Here is a 17061-nt window from a genome sequence, read left to right on the forward strand (position 1 = left end):
TTATAGGTTTTAGCGAGTTTTGGGGCGGTCAAATTGCCGCCCCATCACGCGGTTTTGTAGTTCATCTATGTGTCACTTCAAGATTATTCCTTCTTCGACGCCACCGCCTGCTCGATGAGCGTCGAGACGAGCTCCGGCACATCCCCGACAACCTTCTGCGCCAGTTTCACCAGGTTCGCGCCCTGTGACAGGACAGCTTTGACCGCGTCCTGTTTGACTTTCGCGGCGAGTGCGGCGTTCCACACGCCTTTCGCTTTGGCATCAGCGACGATGGTCTGATTGAATTGTGCCACGACACTTTCGGCGATGGACGCGAGCCCGTCAATGGCGTTCTGTGCAGCCTGCGAATGGATGTACTTCGGCACAACTTTGGTCGTCAGATACGTCAGCGCGGCGCCGACAGCGAGCCCGAAGGCGCTCAGCACGTCCTCGAGGATTTGGACCTCGACACTGGTGATGGGTGCAGCCATCGTAATCCCTCCCCAAAATGATGAAGCCCCACGCTGGTCTGCGCAGGGCCGGTTTACACAAATCATCGATTGTTGTGTTACGGTTTACACTTTTTATGACAACCGTAAGGTAAAAAATCGAGAAAAGTGACAACCGTAATTACAGCAGCGCCTTCGCTGCGTTCAGTGCCGACTCTAGCGCATTGATGAGCGCTTGCACCTTGCCCTTGTCCACGGTGACGGTGCTGCCTTTGTTCGCGAGCGCCAACAGCGCCTCGTACATGGCCTGCGCGGTCTGTGGACCGTAGATGCCGTCCACGGTGAGGCCATGTTGAAGCTGGAACGACTTGACCGCCGCTTGCGTGGCCGGGCCGAAGATACCGTCCACGGCGAGATGGAGACCCAGGATCTTGTTCAGGTCCTCTTGCAACTGCTTCACGGCAGGCCCCGTGCTCCCGAGTTGGAGAATCGTCACGGTGTCACCTCCGTTGTTCGGTGATGGCGATGGCGACGGACTAGGCGCAGGTGTCGCAGACGGTGCCCAGAAGCCGGGGTCTGCGTACACATCGCTCACGTCCACCTGCACGCCGCCGACCACGACATCGTAGGTGTGCTGGTACATATCGTTGTGCGCGTTCGTTTGGCCGTATGACCATGCGCTCGTCTGCCAGTACCAGAGCTTGTTTCCGTAGGTGTTGGCGAGTGCGTCTATCACGATGACATCGCCATAGGCACCGACCTTGTAGTCCGTGACCTTGCTCAAGAGGACGCCGAAGTACGCGATGATAGCGTCCATGTCTGCGACGGCGGCGTCATAATCCACGGTGAAGGCGATAGCCGTGCCCTTGGGTGCGCCGATGGCCTGTGCAGAAGCCATCGCCGCAATGGCGTCATTCGCCGCCTGCGACGTCGTAAAGTAGCCCACATAGGTCGGGTCACTCTCCCAGATGAGGCCGAGTTTCAGGCCGCTCGCACGGATAGTCGCAACTTCATCGGCAGTGATAGACTTCGCCCAATTCCCCAGATACCGCATGACGGCCTTGTACCCGGCGTCGTAGATGGACTTGGCCGTGGCCTCCGTGAGCCTCGTCGCGCAGTCCACGGCTTGATATAGGACCTTGTTCGACGGCTGCGGTGTCGGGTTAGGCGCGGGCTTGGGTTGAGGCGACGGGGTTGGTTTCGGCGTAGGCGTCGGTGTAGGCGTAGGTGCTGGCGCGGGCTGTGGTTGTGCCTGCTCCACGGTGATGGTCGTGCTGGCGGTTAGATGCGCCCACGTCGCCGTGAAGGTGTACGTCCCCGGATTCGAGGCCGACCACGGGAAGCCGTTCCACCCGTCGAACGAGATGGGGATGGACGACGGAGACTGGCCGTTGATGGTGATGTCCACGTACTGATTGAGTAGCGTCTGGCCGTTGTTGGTCAGGATCACGCCAATGCCGATGTTCTCATTCACGCTGAACGTGGACTTGACGTTGCCGTTCTCATCCGTCGCACGAATCTGGAGCGAAAGATTCGGTTGGACAGGTTGTGTAGGCTTCTGCGGGATGTCCATCGTCGCTGCATCGAGCATGTACTTTTGCAAAAACGCCTCACTGAAGTACGCGAAGCCTCCGTTCCCATAACCTGTCCCCCACGAGTTCTGGAACTTGTACAGGTAGCCGTATGTCGGGTCCGGTTGATAACCAACTACGATGATTTCGTGACCGACGCCCTGCTCCACAGTGCCACCGTCCACCACGTACAGGCCGTTATACACCGTGGGCTGATAGAGCGCGCTGGTCACTTGAATAGCGATACCGACCGGCTTGCCACTATCAAGCATCGCGCGCAATGAGGCTGTCGTGGGGCTGATGACTGTGCAGGACGACGCCTGCATCACGACGTCCGACCACTGCGGCTGGACGTAGAGCGTGTTTTCACTGAGTGGGTCCACGCTCGACGGCACGACGCCCCAGACCATTGCGCCAGTCGCCACGGCCTCGAAGGTCGAGCCTCTGTCTTGCGTCAGGTCGCCTGTGATGAGCCGTCCCCAGTAGTACAGGCCATTGACCGACGGGTCCACGGGTTGCGGATAGCCATATTTGTTCTGTAGCCACCAGATGTAGTCTCGCACGGTGCACGCCGTGCAGGAGCCTTCCGCAAGCTGATTGATGACGGGGCCGCAATACTGCGATAGGTCTACGCCATTGCCGGAAGACTCCGCTTGCACCGTGAAATCGATGAGCTTCTGGCGTCTCTTGATACGATTGAGATAGTCGTCAGTCAAACGAAACGTGTTGTACTTGAGTGCCGCTTCAGGCATTCGCCTGCGCCTCCTTCATGATGAGCTTGCCGTTTCTTTATCAAGAAGACGTGGTGCGCAAATTCACTGGTGCCCGCGCCACCGCCATCTCTTGATATTCAGGTTCATTGGTTCTGATCCAATCCCACATCTCTTTCCATTTCGATAAGAAAAGAGCCGCACGTTCAGACGACTCCACGATGTCGAAGTAGTTATTCTCCAGGCTGGCCGATTCGCTGAAGTTCCAGGAACCAGAGAGCACAGTCGTCTTATCTCGCACTGCGAACTTATGATGCATGATCCTGTGTTTCTGGCTCGTTCCTTCTACAAGAGGAATGCCTGCCGAAATGAGTTGCAAAACATCTGGATGTTCCGCTTTACCGTGCGCTTGAGTGTGGTCAATGACCAAGGCTACATCGACGCCTCGTTTGTGTAACTCAATTAGTTCGTCGATGAGAGAAGGTAGATGCAGACTGTAGACGGCAATCCGAAGGTGTTTATTCGTTCCTCGAATAAAGTTGAGAAAGACTGACTGCGTGTCGTCATCGGGCGAGAAGTACGTCGCCATTTTGAACCCCATTTCAAACATCAAACCACCCCTTTAGGATGCTCCTCCACGACGCGCTTATCGTTCATGCGCACGCCTCCCTAGTTTCGCTTCGAGTTCGCGATGGATGGCTTTGAGTTCTGCGATTTCGGCGGCTTGGCTCTCGTTCAATTTTCGAAGCTCGGACAGTTCAGCCATGACAGCATCGTGTGTCTCCTGTGCTCGCTTTTCGGAGGCCCACCCCATCACGGCTTGCCCAACCATGATCACAGGCAGGAGAACGAGCTGGATGTAGTCTTGGCTGACGTATGCCACGAGGTTCTGCAAGCGCGGGAACACGAGCGGGAGTAACGCCCATGCGGAAAAAAGATACGCAGTGGTCATCGTCCCGACCGACTGCGTGACTTTGATGGCAAGCCAGCGGTTGAATTGCTTGATGGCGTTCAGAACTTTCACTTCCCACCACCCCAATAAATCCACTGGTGCAAGTATTCAAACCCGAGAATAAACAGGCCCACAAGCGTCCCGACCGCGCCTGTGAGCCATGACCGCCAATGCGTGAGCTTATCCACCTTGCGCACAAGTTCCTCGTGTTCTTCCCTTGTCACGAACTTGTCCATCGTTCGGTCCTGCCTTTTGAGGTGATCCGATATGTCCTCGATTTTATCCTTGATTTCGACGAGCGTAGCCTTAATCCACTCGTTGTCCGTCTCCAGAGAAGCGAGCTTTGCTTCGTTCTCGCCCATTCGGATCACCCACCCTTACCAACAACTTCGATATGGATACGCGGGTCAAGCGCAAGCGTCGATGGCGTCTCGTCGTTGACCACAATCCCCGCCTGCCTCAGCGCCCATCCCACATACGTTGAGCAGTACCGCGTCTTGTGCTCCTCGTACTTCTTGCTGTATCCCGTCAGCGCCTTGACTGCGAGCCAGAAGATGCCCACCCAGTCGTATGGATAGCCGTTCTCCTTCGTCAGCGCGTGCAGGAACTGCTGGCGCTGGTCATACGTCATGCCGACCACATGGCCGATGTCGTAGTCGCCTGCATATTGGCCGATGGTGCCCGTGCCGGACACGCGCAAGCCTTGCGCCTCTGCAATCCGATTGCCGCCGAGGTACACGGCCACATGGGTATAGAGACGAGCGACGGGCTCCTTCTCCTCGCGGGAGATGAGGTATTCACCGAGCTGAATGGCGTCGGACACTGGCGACCACCAGTGCCCACGCACAAAAATGAGATCACCGACATTGAGCATCAAGACACCTTCTTTGCAGCCAAATCGTCGATGACATACGCCTCGCTCACGAAGTCCTGCCAATACTCGAACGGCATCCAGAAGTAGCCGCCTAGGCCCCAGTCCGCGCCCCACGAGTTGCGAATCAAGAACAGGCGTTTACCGACGTCCATCCCGACTGCCACCATCGCATGACCGCCAATGGGTTGCTCATACGGAGCAGGCATGGAAAGATAGCCTGTCTCCGCCGTGACTTCGGATTCGAGTTCTGAGAAGACAGCCGCGCCGAAGAGGATGGGCATGTCATTGGACAATGCATCCATCGCATAATCGACTAGGCGTGAGAGCGGCAGGCGACGGACGAGGTGAAGTGGCAACTGGGAGCCTGGGATGAAGTCCTTGTCGCTCGGGATGCGGTTGAAGTCCTGGTCGTTGTACGGGTCCTTGTTCTCCGGCACGACGCCTTTTGTCGCGAGGACAAGTACGGCGTCCCAAATCGTCGCGCCCGAATCCTGTGGGAAGGTGCCTTCGTTCAGGCGTTCCTCGACGTACTGCGCGTCCTCGCTGTACTCAACCCACGGATACCCATGCTTGACACGCCAAGCACTGTACCAAGCCGTAGACGCGAACGCAGAACACGCGCCTTTGTCTCCCTGGTTGTACACTGGACCGAAAAACTTCCGCAGGTCCACTTCGACCTTTCCATTCCCGTGCGGCTGATAGTACGGCACGGTCGCGGTCTGGAGGTAGCGGTACTTTGGCATGATGGCACTCTCCTTTCAAGCATGAAAAAAGCGCCCCCGAAGGAGCGCTGAGGAAACGGGATATGCAGTTATTCGAGGCCAGGAATCGTCTCAAGGTCTTGCGCGTAACTCTCGTATGCCTTGAACGTGCTTGATAGGCCAGCGAGATAATCTGCGTACTGCAATTGTTTAGTGCCGCCGGATGGATAGGCATTGTTGAGTGTCGTGTACAGATTCGGCAATGCATTGGCCTTGATGTCGTTGTAGGCGTTCTGTTGGTTGGCATTCAGTGTCGGATTCACTGCTGGGAATAGCACGTTGAACACTGCGTCGGTCAGAAGACTGATGACCGTTCCGATGTCGGCTAGGTACGTTTCGAGTGAACCAGCAGAAAGCGAGTAATATGCCGCAAGAAAACTCTTTGATCCTGGTCCGACAGGCGCAATCATCGGCGTGCTTGTTCCTGATGGTGTGAATACCTGGATTCCGATGGGCAGTGGTTGCGTCCCGCCAATCGTCGCCGACGCCCCTACACATCCCGTCGCAGATACGGACACAGGCACCGCATACGATGCGAGTGATGGATGCAACTGCACCGTGATGCTGGCCTCGTTGTTTGTGAGGCTTTCGGTTTGCGTCCATGAGCCAATCGTGAATGTGACGCTAGACGGTGGCGTAGATGGCGGATTGTTGAGGGTTGCGGTGACGGTGTATTCGCCGTTTGACTCTGATGCAGTGACCGTGAGGTACGGCTGGAGGACAAGTTCGTCGTTTTGAATGAGATACCGTTCTGGGTGCTGATAAGCATCGCTGCAGTAGGGTCAGATTGAGGAATCGGGCCGATGACACCGCAACCTTCTGGAATGTTGGTCCACTCGGTGGCTGTACCGAGATATGGCCGCTCATAGATTGCCCCTGTTGATAGGAGATATAGAATCCAATAATTCATACGCACTCTATCCCCTTATGATCCGATTGCTATCCAACTAAATACCGGTTGACCGGTATATTGGACTCCATATGCTAGCACAATAGTAAATCCCGTAGTGCTAATGTTTTCAAAAGAGATGTCACAATATCCAGTTGTTGTCCCGCCTCCTGTATTCCCGTTGTTCATGGCCCCCACTACGATTGGTGTCGTCGTAAAAGCTGTAGGGAATGTGATCGATTGTTTGTAAAACGTACTAGAGGAATAGGTTTGGTTTGGATAACTGTACTGACCACTCTGAACCTTATACCCCCCGCTAAGGGACTCAACAAGGTTGTAAACCCCTCCACCACCGGCGGACTGAATAACCCCATTCTCGTTTATAAGCAAATACGAAGTTCCGCCTTGTTCTATATACAATTGGTTTCCATTGTAATTATTAGATGTTCCAATATACCAATCTGCGGAAGCTGTTTTAACGTGAATACGTGACCATGAATTTGTTCCACCACTAGATTGGACATAGAAATCTGTACTTCCAGAGCCATAAACGGTTGTTCCTGATGCCAAATCAATTGGATTCGCCACCGTCTGCGGATTCGGCGCATTTGCATCCGTCCGCAGATAACTCATACGAACCCACGTTCCAGGTGTCCCGCCTGACTGACATACCCACACCACAAGGTTGTTCAGGTCAAGTACCACGTCGCCTGTCTGATAGGTTCCGGTTGTCGGTGGTCCTCCGTTGATCGTGCCCACGAATCGGAGACTACCGAGACCGTTGATACCGCCCGCTGTTAATGCTGGCGCACCAAACGGTACTGCTGAAGGTGGAACAATTGCTTGACTCATGTATTACACCGCCTCCAATACTGCGGAGATTGTCACGTTGTTTGCTGTGCCTGCCGTTGCTGTAAGCGTGATGGCGCTTGTGGTAGCCTCGAACGTTGTTGCCGTGATGGTGTAGTCGCCAACGGCCAAGGTGTACTGCGGAACAAGCGTAATCGACTGCGAACCCGATGGACTGGTGTACGTAAGCGTGACTGTGACGCTTGTCGCGGCGTTGGCTATGCGCAGATACCCGCTCACCTTGAACTGACCTGTAGCGGCTGGCGTATAGGTGAGCACGGTCGTAGCTGATGTGGATGTGAGGGTCATGTCTTTGACGCTGACGGGGCGATACACGGCGACCGGGTTGGTGGGCGTGCCGGCTGAGGGTGGTAACTGAATAAGCCCCAACGCCGTTGATGACGCCGTTCCCGGCTTTGGCACGTTTCCGAGCTGTGATAACGGCACATTGCCGGTGCCATCGAGGGTCGCTACGCCATTCGGTACCCCCATCTGTGACACCGGGATCCAGGTACCGGTCGGGACATTGGCCGTCACTTCTGTCGCGTTCCCGATGGCAATTGCCAGCTGAAACTGCCGCGAGTACGGCCCGGCTGAGTACGGCGGAAAAGTATCACCTTGAGCCCCAGCATTGGCGTAGGCGTATAGGATCTCACCCGCCTGCGGGTCTTGCGCGAATAGCCCGATCTCGCACGTGTACGTGGGTTGCTGGAGTTTCGTGTTCTGGTAGATAGCGAGGATATTCGCTGTATTGCCGTTTGTCGAGATTGAGTTAATCGGCACCCAGTCGATCGGACTGAGCAACCCCGTGAGCGTGGTCGGGTCGGAAACCAACGTCACCGTGGTGCCCGCAGGATAGTTCGCGTTCGCAGTAAATGACGCAACCGGGATGCTCGTGGCTCCGATGGACACCGCGGCACTTGCCGTGACTGTTTGCGTCGTGCTACCTGTGCCGATTGTGATCGTCTGACCACTCGCGACAGGAGATGTGAGCGCCTGTACGGGTATGGAAGTGTAGGACGTCCCCGAGGTTAGGGCACTGCTCAGCTGCGTCGTGAGTTGCCCGCTACCAATTTGGAGCCGGGTAAACTGCATTGGAGTACCCGCTTGCACTTTGGCATACAGCGCCTGGCCTTGTTTGGTGACGACCATGTTGCCGTAAACGGCCATCTTTCCACCTCCTCGTCAATGGGTCGCAAGCTGTACGATGTCTCCTCCACTCACAAGACCTCCGATGAACACTTGGTCAACGACTCCAGTATTCGCCATGATATTGAGCAGGACGCCCATCGGTCTCGGAATGATCAGACCTGCTGTCACGAGCTCCGCAGATAGGTTATCCTCGAGATTCGTGATGTTGGCCGTCATCGTCATATCCTGGTTGTCGACCAGTGCAAGCTGCGTGCCTGGAAAAGCCGCGTTCCAGATATCATAAATCTCTCCGACCGTGCCGTCCCATTGGTTGCGGACAATCCTGGATCGCAAAACCATACGATAATGCGCGTCGTCGAGAATCGATGAGCTGTTCGTCAACGGGATGCCGATGTCCCGCGGCTGACCGATCAGTTGGCCTAAGATGTCCAGTTGGACACCTTCGGCCGTATCTAGGTCAAAAGCGCTCGGTATCGAATTCGATGCGGACATGCCATCGTCGACCTTTTGCAGGAGCGCCGACAACCAAGCCATGTAGTTGGGCTTGTCCGAGTGCTCAGAGGTGATGAGCGACAAATAGGGTGCGATCGACATGCTCTCACCTCACTGCCTTAGCTCGCGTTGACCGTGATGTATGACAGATTTCCGCGTGCGACTTGATTCAGGGCGATGGGAATATCGGAGGTGCTTTGTGTCTGCCCATGTACGGCTGCGGTGACGCTTGTAACGGAGAAGGTCGGGTTATTTGGTGTCGGGTTCGCCGACAGCGCAGCACCCCACAGGGCGGAGTTATACACAGGTACGCCGATCTCCGAGTTATTCAGATACGCGTACACCGCGTTCGCGATGGCGGTTTGCGTGTCCTGCGTGAATCCTTGTAGCTTCTTCACGTTGATCGTGACGTCGATGTCGACATACTGAGGGACATCGTAGTAGATCGTGTTGACGACGCCCTGTGAGTCTGTGACCTGGACTGCTGTGCTGCCATACGTGCCGCAGCCGATGCCTTTACGCAGCCAAATCACATTGGCGACGTCTTGTGCATCGCCACCCTCCACCACACACCAAATCGAATGCGGCGGTATGTCGTTTGCATCCGTCTGGCTCGTGTAGTTCTCGTACACGCGGAAGCGGCCAATGCCTGGGATAGCCGAAAGCCCGGCGATGAGGCTATCGACCATGTTCTGACTGGGTTGCGCAGTCGACACCGCTTGACGGGCACGTAACTCGGAATCGGTCTCCACGGGCGTGCCAGGGATTGCGGCGACCTGATTCGTGACCGAGTTCCAACCAAGCTGCGGCGTGACAATGGTGTTGATATCCCCAGGGTTCGCCGTGATGGCGCCAGGTGTTTGGCATGTCGCAGTCACGGTCACCGTGCCGTTTGAGCCAATCACAGTTGGCGTCGGCAACGACCAGTTGTAGCCATTCACGTCACTAACGACGCCGTTCTCGATCATCGTGCCCGGTGTGCCGGATATGGTCACTTGGCACGTGGAATAAGTCGCAGGCTTGCGCACAAGCCCGTTGACCGCGACGATGGCGTCCAACGCGCTCCCGAGCGCCGTGGACGGGGAACGACTGTTGTACGCAGCTTGAGCCGCGAGGAACGAGTCATAGATCATGCGTGCAAACACGCTGATCATCTGGTAGTCCTGGCTGTCGTAGCCGAGATAGATATCTTGGCCAAAGATATTCTGTGCATCCGCCACCAGTTGGTCGACGATATCCTGATACGTAGGCATGTGGAATCCGGCAGCGTCGATGTACGGCGCGAAATAACTCACGGCGAGAACGTCACCCCCTTCACAGTGACCTCCCCAAACACCGTTTCCACGGTGCAAGTCTCGATGGTGTACGTTCGTGTCGTATTGTCATACGCACTCGAGAAGTTCGTGATGGCCTGGACATTTGAGACATTTAAGATAGCCTCTTGAACGACCATATCGATCCCTCGTATATGTTCGGGAGAGCCCGGCGTATCGAGCACAACTTGGAAGAGCGGGAAGCCAGCCGATGTATCTTCCCACCACTCACCCTGCAGGAGCTTGAGACTCGTATAGATCGCCTGTGCAACGGCGTCAGCGTCCGTCCAGAATTCGTTGGGTCTACCAAGCACGTAGTCACCTGTCGGGGACAGCTTGCGATAGATCAAGACGAGATCACCGTCCCGTTGACCTTCACGGTGGCTGCAACAATATCAATCTCACCAGGTCGAATGCTGATGTACGTCTGCCCATCGTCGGTGCGCAGCTGCGCCGCGTCAGTTGCGTAGTTGGACAACACTCGCGGCTGCGACCACGTACCCAGAATCGCAAAGCCATCGCTTAGATCATGACGCCGCTTGTCGGGCTGATTCTGAATGCCCCCATACTTCCACCATCCGTCGATACACATGTCCCCAAAGACGATCAGGCACTCGTCCCCCTGCTTCGGCGGGAGCGTCAGCGCAAAGCCGCCCGCGCGCGGAACGACGATGGGCACATCGAGCAAGATGGGGAGTTTAACCCATGAGTAACTCAAGTCAGGGTTGCGAATGCGCTCGCGGACGGCCGGCTGAACGGATACGATTTGCTCAACAGGGTCAAACGCTTGAATGATGCCGGGGATGGCGACACGGATGTTCGCAGATATCGTGTCCATGAGCGTCCGGTAGACCTCTTCTTGATTGTTTGGCAAGATGTCGTTGATGGTGAGCATCCCATCACCTCCGCCTTGTCACCAGGGCCCATAAGCGCTCGATGCGATCATGTTCGGAATGCCGCCAGCCTGACTAACCGTGACGCAATTGGTGTACCAGTCATCCCCGCGTGTATCTCCGACGTGCTCCACTCCGACCACGCGGTAAATCCCTTGTGCGTCCAGTGGCCGCGGAACCTGCCCAATTTGGTAGGTCTGCGCCTGAATCAAACTGCTGTCGATATGCACCATTGTCCCGATTTGGATGGCTGGGTTAAGCAGACACCGGAACGAGACCCCTAGATCTTGCTGTGTAGGTTGACCGATAAGCCCGCTCTCCGGGGTAAGGTCAAGGATTTCGCCTTTCGGCGGATCGCTTGCGTGTATGAGATTGATCTCGCCGCTCTTGGTATAGAAGGCGAGGTTGCTTGCCTGGGCAATCTGGCGTATGTAGTCGCGCGTCAACCCGAACACCGCTTTGGCACGCGGCAGCTGTGCCGTGCTTAGTTGTGGCGAAAGCTCTCCAATCGGTGATGGATGCGTGGCCATGCTTGCGAGATTCTGCACAAGGCTCCGCGCAGATTGACCGCGATTCAGTGTGAAGTTCACGAAGGACTGATTGAGCAGTGAGTTTCCGGCCAGCGCGTTGATCGTAAGGCGATAGGTCACGTTATCCTCTTTATCTCGAATGGGTTCAACGACTTCTCCGTCGAAGATCACCCCATACTGGTTGCCTTCGTAGCCCGCCTCCACGATAACGCGGTCTCCGTAGTTCAGGATGAAGTCTTCAGTGGCCGGGTTCAGGTTGTAGATGACGATGGTGCTGAATGGGGGTTGCTGATTGACCACGTACTGGATGTCGAATGTGCAGTGCAGATCCGAAACGTCGAGCGCTATGCCGCCGGAATTCGCCACGATAACGCGATAGCGACGTCCGTAGAGAACATTGCCGGTACGTTGGCTGTTCGCCACCACGCTGTAGTTGGTAGGCGGAAAGGTTACCTGATTCGCGATGCCGGATGTCGAGGCCGAGTCTGTAGGGAACGCATAATTATTGGTGTTCGTGTTGTTGACGAGCTGGATATGCTGTCCCGTGATCTCGTTGTAGGCGGTCAGGAGATGGTTGTATCCATACTCCATGTAGTGACCCGAGTCCCACGGGCTAGCCACGATGGCCTGAATCTCGGTGATCGGATTCCCGGTTTGGATAGCCGCCCGAATACCCGCGTAATTCGGATCGGTCTTGATGAGGAGTCCATACGCCTGGGCACCCGCGGCAGGAGTAGGAAATATCAAGAACCCGTGTGCATTGACGCCGATGGATAATTTATCGACGTTTGGGTTCCCCGGCGTGATGCCGGCCGGGTTATTACTGGGCCAGTTCGCGCTTGCGATGCCTTCTTCACACTGCCAATGCGCGAGGATGACATTCACGTCGAGCCCACAAATCTGAGATGCCATTTGCGCGAGCTGCATGACGTACGAATCCACTTGAATCGCCATGGTCTCACGCTCCTATGCTGAGATAACCCTCGTTGTCTGTCCACACCAGCAAATAATCGCTCCCGAGGTCGTCGAACGACGGGTTGTCGGGCAACCCTGCGGAAGCAGGGACAAGATAGGCACTTCCGATGTTCAGGTATTGGTATTGGCGTAAGATGTCCGCTGCCGGATACTGGCCCGTGATGACTGGGATGGCGTCAAGGAGCAGATTCCCGTTGTTGTCCGTGATCGACATGAACCAGTAGTCGCCGACGTCGTTCCACGTGAACGAGAAGGTGAGCGTGACGTTGCCCCCGTTCACCGGCAAGGTACACGTGACCGTTTGGTTGGTCCCAGACGTGATGGGCACGACGACACTGGGCAACGCGATCACCTCCAAACAAAAAAGCCGCCAAGATGGCAACTGAACGTTCTGCTTTGTCCTACGGAAGAGCATACGTCGTTTCATCTGACCCGAAGAAACCCATGGAAGCGACAAGTGAGTAATGCTGCCCGATGTGGCCATATGTCATAAAATCCGGCATATCAAATACCAGATTCGTCGTCATGGACACACCAGGGTTGAGATCGGTCGGAATCGTTCCTGAATTCGTATTTGCATATATCTCAGCAGTAGAATCAGGCTGATAAACGTTCCCGTTTAAGTCCTGCAAATGGAATAAGCCATCAACGATACCCATGGGAGTAGACCCGTCATTTTTTATGGTGACATTGATAACCCAAAACGCACCATTTGCGGTTTCACCCATCCCATCGTAACCCACACTCTTAACTTGCTGCAGGGAGTTAACCCTAATTTCCAAGTCTCCTGCCTTCCCAAACGTTTGAAACGGGATATATCGTAACTTCGACTGAGAAGATGATGTCGTAGTCGCTTGATATTGCGCATGCTGCAATGAGTTCGTAGTCTTATGAACTGGAGGCGTACTCGAGTTTTGCTCTTGCTTTGCTACCTGTGAACTATTCGTCGAATTAACCAAAGAAGTTGTAGCACTTACCGTTGATGAGCTCCGTGATGTGTTTCCTCGAATTACATACACCGTATTAGCAAAGATGATTAATGCCCATAACGAACCGGCAAAACGCAGAATTCTGTTCATTCGTCCCCACTGAATAAACAGCATGATATACGGTACCAGAATCCATCCCAAAACTTTCATTATTCGCACTAGTCATCCCCCCATGCGCCCAATATAGCACACAGGAGAAATATATGGATGTCGTCACTTCAACTCGCTTTACCGTTCAACAGTTGGGACAGCGTCTCCAAGATAGACTGCGGCACTTGTTTTGCCTGCTGCTTTCCCTTGTTCGCCGAGCTTGTGACGGACGGTTTCGAGCTAATCTTGACCGTTTGGACCGTCGCGACGAGCACTTCGGACATGTCCACTGTGCACCGTAACCCGTGTGTGGTCGTGTTGTCGTCCTGCACTGTCAGCGTCTCAATGAGCATGTTCTGGTACAAGCCAAGTCTCGTATAGACCTGCACAGGGATACGCATTTGCTGTAACTGTAGGAGCACTTGATACGCCTGCACAGACCGCGACTTGCCGCCGCTGAACTGACCTGGGATGAAACTCTTCGCCACGTCGGACATCCCGATCGTTAGCGAAAGCGTCCTCGGCTGCATGTAGGCATAGTCAGTGATAGACGAACCGGATTGCACTGGGTGCTGCGTGATGGTCAGCGTGCTCGTATGCGTAGCCTGCAGCACCGCGTCAAAGAACCACCCGCCGATGTTCGTCTTCGCGTACACCCAGCTCTTAATCGGGGCTTTCGTGAGATCGAGAATGGGCGATGCCATCAGTTGATCACCCCGCGTATGTTGTGCAGGTTACGATTGAAGGACCGCGTGACAGCGTTCGCCGTCGCTTGGGGGCTGCTCCCGTGGATATGATTGGTTTGACTTACGTTCACCGTGACGTGCTTCGTCGTGGTGGACGATCCTTGGAACATATACGGATACGCGTTCTTTGAGTTTGTGGTTTGCGCTGCGGTCGAGTTGCTTCTGTTTTGGTGCATCTCTACATATTGCGCAACTGTTGGACCTGATAAGATATGGTTCTTGATAAAATCCCACGCCGCGCTCCACTTTAGCTGTAGGATGTCGCCTACGATTTGCACAACATCAGCGAGGCCTTCAACGAGCTTGGCTACGATGTTAATTGCGCCAATCGCCATGTCGGTGATCATCTGAAAGAAGTTTTGCAGACCGCTCTTATTGCTTGAGTTCGTAACTTTGCCATATAAAGTCCCGAGACCTGTTACGACACTTAAGATCGCTGCACCAAGATCCGCAAAGGCATTGAATAACGACCGTATCGCTGCAGTCATGGCCTTGATCGTTCCGTTTTGCTGGAATCGATCATAAAGTTTCGCGAAGAAGTTCGCGGCCTTGTCCACTTGTTGATTGAGCCACGACAATACGTTTTGCAGATCTTGAAGCACGCCTTGAGTTTTCTTCCCTGTCCTGCTAGTTAGATTTAAACGAGCGAGGAATGCGCCAATAGCGAGACCGATCAACGTGAGAGCAGTAACGAGGGGGCTAGCCTTAAATATAGAAAACAATCCCACAAAAGCATCTCGAACAAGCTTCAAGATCGGTATTACACTACGCAAAACCCTAGCGCCCAAGATGGCTGTAATCACCGCCAGCACAGCATCCTTGAGCGTCTTCAGACCGTGTGCACTCTTCGACAACTTATCAAAGAAATCGATGAGCTTTTGCCAGAACGACCCAAACATTGCTTTGCCGCCATGTAGATAAGTCTCAAAATCGTCAAAGAGAAGTAGGACCATCGTGAGAGCGGTGATGATCCGAAAAAACGGGTTCGAGATCGCAAGTGCCGCAAGCGCCATCCCCACAACCTTCGCCCATTGCGGTACGTACTGGGCCAAGTTTCGCAGCCAGTTCCACACGGACGTCAAGGCTTGGACGATGTACTGCCCCGCCTGAACAAAGCTCACCATCACCTGCGCAACCTGCTTCGTCCACGTGGGCATGTTTTTTACGATGGCGTCGTTGATCGCCTGAAGAACATTGGTCACGCGTGTAATGGGACCGCTCATGTACTTGATGAAGTAGTAACCAACCCACTGCAGGGAGTAGTACGCTTCAAGCCGCAACTGACGGAATTGCAGCTGCAAGTCCTGGACCATCTGGATCTGTTGCTGATAGTCCCCCGGCGTCTGCATCTGCTCGGCCACGGCGTGCAGCTTTTCATATTGCTGCATCAGGGTGGGCGACAAGTACAGCTCTTGCAGGTTCGCGCCGAGCGCTTTGAGCGTCGCGTTAAAGGCCATGGCCTGCTGTTGGGTCGTCCACAACTGACGAGACAGGATCTCCATCTGGATCTCTTGATTACCGAGACCCGCCAGGAACTTCGTCATACCCACTGCGGCTGTGGTCGCAAACGCCGCCATCGCCATCGACGCTTGCCCGAAAATCCGCATAGCCCCTGTCGCAAAGTTATTGACGACCTTCCCAATCCCCTCGATGGCCTTCTCCGCGTTGTCGTAAGACGGCTTATCGACGGAAAAGCCCAGAGAGACGAGATACTCCTTGATGGTTTCGATCATGGCATCTCGCTCCTCTCCCGTAGATACTCGGCGTAACGCCATTCATTCTCGGCGCGCACCTGCAAGATCTCATGGGCATCAAGTAAGTCGTCCAGCGTGAACACATCCTCAATTAAGTCGCGATGGCTCCAGAAGCCCGCGACCACTGGCGCATACAAGAATGGATCGATGTTAGTCAGGTTGCAGAGCTCGTAGCCTGGATAGCGCCAAACAACCCCATCAAGGGGCTTCCGTCGAAAAAACCCGCCAAGTTGTGAATGATGACATGGACCATCAACGTTAACAGGAGCATCCCGTCTTCCTCGAGGTCTTGGAGGGCGAATGAGCCGTTGTCATTCACCACATCGATCCACCCAGCCGGTAACTTAACCTGCACGACTTTGAGGCACTTGTCCTGCAAGTAGAGAAAATCCGCCTCCGGGATGGAAGCGAGCGGCTGGAACATGGACGCGATATCGACATTTTGCAAGTCGATATCTGACGGCGCCTTCGCGTTCAACGCTTTATTCACATCCATGCCCTTCAGTAAGGGCGCAAACACCGGCGCCAGGAGTCCAGCCAATTTGGTCACGATGTACACGCCCTCGCGCGCCGACCACTTGCCGATCCGATATTCGCGCTCCTTGACCTTCACGACCTTGTACCGTTCCATTCAAGCTACTCCTCTCGTCAAGCCGCGGTCTCCGTGATACTCGCCGCCATGAGGTTCCAGGTCCGTTGTTGTCCCTGCGCCTGCAGCGATAGCTCTGCACGGTTCTGGAACGATACACCTGTCGCGTTGATGAGGCTGCCCGACGAAACAGACCGGATGGTCACGGCCATCTGCGCCCATTGCGACGGATCCGCAGTGATGAGGTAGTCAAAAGCGCGGACTAGCCATGCGTTGAAGCCGGAGGTCTGCTGGATTTGGAACGAGATCGTCCCGTTGTTCCCTTCGATCTTGCTAATCAGCACCGAACCGTCGGCCGCCACGTCGTGTGCCGTTCGGTCCGTGGACATCGTAACCGTGATGCTCCCGATGCCCGTCCCTTGAGCGGAGTACTGGCCGAGGGCGGGATGCGAGATAACCACGATGCAATCCGCGAAACTATAAGTCGTGGTGGTTGGCATGCCG

General features: G+C 55.0%; 21 protein-coding genes. All 21 read right to left on the bottom strand.

Features of this window, described 5'->3' with window-relative positions; genetic code table 11:
• Positions 1-83 precede the first annotated feature (83 nt).
• The gene (locus AS26_RS04575; protein WP_062306526.1) at positions 84-470 is read right to left on the bottom strand and encodes a hypothetical protein; all 387 of its coding nucleotides are present in this window, start codon (positions 468-470) and stop codon (positions 84-86) included.
• Between the two features lie 139 nt (positions 471-609).
• Entirely contained in the window at positions 610-2751 is a 2142-nt protein-coding gene (locus tag AS26_RS14825; protein WP_062306528.1) for a glycoside hydrolase domain-containing protein, read from the bottom strand.
• A gap of 40 nt (positions 2752-2791) precedes the next feature.
• Positions 2792-3319 carry a phospholipase D-like domain-containing protein gene (locus AS26_RS04585; RefSeq protein ID WP_062306531.1) on the bottom strand — a complete coding sequence of 176 codons (528 nt, stop codon included), beginning with the start codon at positions 3317-3319 and terminating at the stop codon, positions 2792-2794.
• Positions 3320-3355: 36 nt separating this feature from the next.
• The gene (locus AS26_RS04590; RefSeq protein ID WP_062306534.1) at positions 3356-3733 is read right to left on the bottom strand and encodes a hypothetical protein; all 378 of its coding nucleotides are present in this window, start codon (positions 3731-3733) and stop codon (positions 3356-3358) included.
• Positions 3730-4023, bottom strand: coding sequence for a hypothetical protein (locus AS26_RS04595; RefSeq protein ID WP_062306537.1), 294 nt, complete (start codon positions 4021-4023; stop codon positions 3730-3732). The genes AS26_RS04590 and AS26_RS04595 overlap by 4 nt, the downstream gene beginning before the upstream one ends.
• A 5-nt stretch (positions 4024-4028) precedes the next feature.
• Positions 4029-4535, bottom strand: coding sequence for a hypothetical protein (locus AS26_RS04600; protein ID WP_062306539.1), 507 nt, complete (start codon positions 4533-4535; stop codon positions 4029-4031).
• Entirely contained in the window at positions 4535-5278 is a 744-nt protein-coding gene (locus AS26_RS04605) for a C1 family peptidase (protein ID WP_062306542.1), read from the bottom strand. The genes AS26_RS04600 and AS26_RS04605 overlap by 1 nt, the downstream gene beginning before the upstream one ends.
• A gap of 68 nt (positions 5279-5346) precedes the next feature.
• Complete coding sequence (locus AS26_RS04610; RefSeq protein WP_157068442.1) at positions 5347-5853, bottom strand: hypothetical protein; 507 nt, start codon at positions 5851-5853, stop codon at positions 5347-5349.
• 368 nt (positions 5854-6221) lie between these two features.
• Positions 6222-7037: an H-type lectin domain-containing protein gene (locus AS26_RS13755; RefSeq protein WP_083515981.1), complete on the bottom strand. Its 816-nt coding sequence runs from the start codon at positions 7035-7037 to the stop codon at positions 6222-6224.
• A gap of 3 nt (positions 7038-7040) precedes the next feature.
• A complete protein-coding gene (locus tag AS26_RS04615) occupies positions 7041-8204 on the bottom strand; it encodes a hypothetical protein (RefSeq protein ID WP_062306547.1) in 1164 nt (387 codons plus the stop codon).
• A 15-nt stretch (positions 8205-8219) separates the two neighbouring features.
• Positions 8220-8780 (bottom strand): baseplate wedge 1 family protein, encoded by a 561-nt coding sequence (locus tag AS26_RS04620; RefSeq protein WP_062306549.1) that lies wholly within the window; start codon positions 8778-8780, stop codon positions 8220-8222.
• A 17-nt stretch (positions 8781-8797) separates the two neighbouring features.
• Positions 8798-9973, bottom strand: coding sequence for a baseplate J/gp47 family protein (locus AS26_RS04625; protein WP_062306551.1), 1176 nt, complete (start codon positions 9971-9973; stop codon positions 8798-8800).
• Complete coding sequence (locus tag AS26_RS04630; protein ID WP_062306554.1) at positions 9970-10341, bottom strand: contractile injection system sheath initiator; 372 nt, start codon at positions 10339-10341, stop codon at positions 9970-9972. Before AS26_RS04630 ends, AS26_RS04625 begins: the two co-directional genes overlap by 4 nt.
• Positions 10338-10886 carry a Gp138 family membrane-puncturing spike protein gene (locus tag AS26_RS04635; RefSeq protein ID WP_062306556.1) on the bottom strand — a complete coding sequence of 183 codons (549 nt, stop codon included), beginning with the start codon at positions 10884-10886 and terminating at the stop codon, positions 10338-10340. The genes AS26_RS04630 and AS26_RS04635 overlap by 4 nt, the downstream gene beginning before the upstream one ends.
• 18 nt (positions 10887-10904) lie before the next feature.
• The gene (locus AS26_RS04640; protein WP_062306559.1) at positions 10905-12368 is read right to left on the bottom strand and encodes a phage protein; all 1464 of its coding nucleotides are present in this window, start codon (positions 12366-12368) and stop codon (positions 10905-10907) included.
• Between the two features lie 4 nt (positions 12369-12372).
• Complete coding sequence (locus AS26_RS04645) at positions 12373-12732, bottom strand: phage baseplate plug family protein (protein ID WP_062306562.1); 360 nt, start codon at positions 12730-12732, stop codon at positions 12373-12375.
• A gap of 58 nt (positions 12733-12790) precedes the next feature.
• A complete protein-coding gene (locus AS26_RS13760) occupies positions 12791-13528 on the bottom strand; it encodes a DUF4352 domain-containing protein (protein ID WP_157068443.1) in 738 nt (245 codons plus the stop codon).
• Positions 13529-13596: 68 nt separating this feature from the next.
• Entirely contained in the window at positions 13597-14172 is a 576-nt protein-coding gene (locus AS26_RS04655; RefSeq protein ID WP_062306566.1) for a phage baseplate protein, read from the bottom strand.
• Positions 14172-15947: a hypothetical protein gene (locus AS26_RS04660; protein ID WP_062306569.1), complete on the bottom strand. Its 1776-nt coding sequence runs from the start codon at positions 15945-15947 to the stop codon at positions 14172-14174. Before AS26_RS04660 ends, AS26_RS04655 begins: the two co-directional genes overlap by 1 nt.
• 175 nt (positions 15948-16122) lie before the next feature.
• The gene (locus AS26_RS04665) at positions 16123-16599 is read right to left on the bottom strand and encodes a phage tail assembly chaperone (protein ID WP_062306571.1); all 477 of its coding nucleotides are present in this window, start codon (positions 16597-16599) and stop codon (positions 16123-16125) included.
• A 17-nt stretch (positions 16600-16616) separates the two neighbouring features.
• The gene (locus tag AS26_RS04670; protein ID WP_062306573.1) at positions 16617-17057 is read right to left on the bottom strand and encodes a tail tube family protein; all 441 of its coding nucleotides are present in this window, start codon (positions 17055-17057) and stop codon (positions 16617-16619) included.
• Positions 17058-17061 lie beyond the last annotated feature (4 nt).

Origin of the sequence: Alicyclobacillus sendaiensis NBRC 100866 (assembly GCF_001552675.1) — a bacterium.
Lineage (GTDB): Bacteria > Bacillota > Bacilli > Alicyclobacillales > Alicyclobacillaceae > Alicyclobacillus > Alicyclobacillus sendaiensis.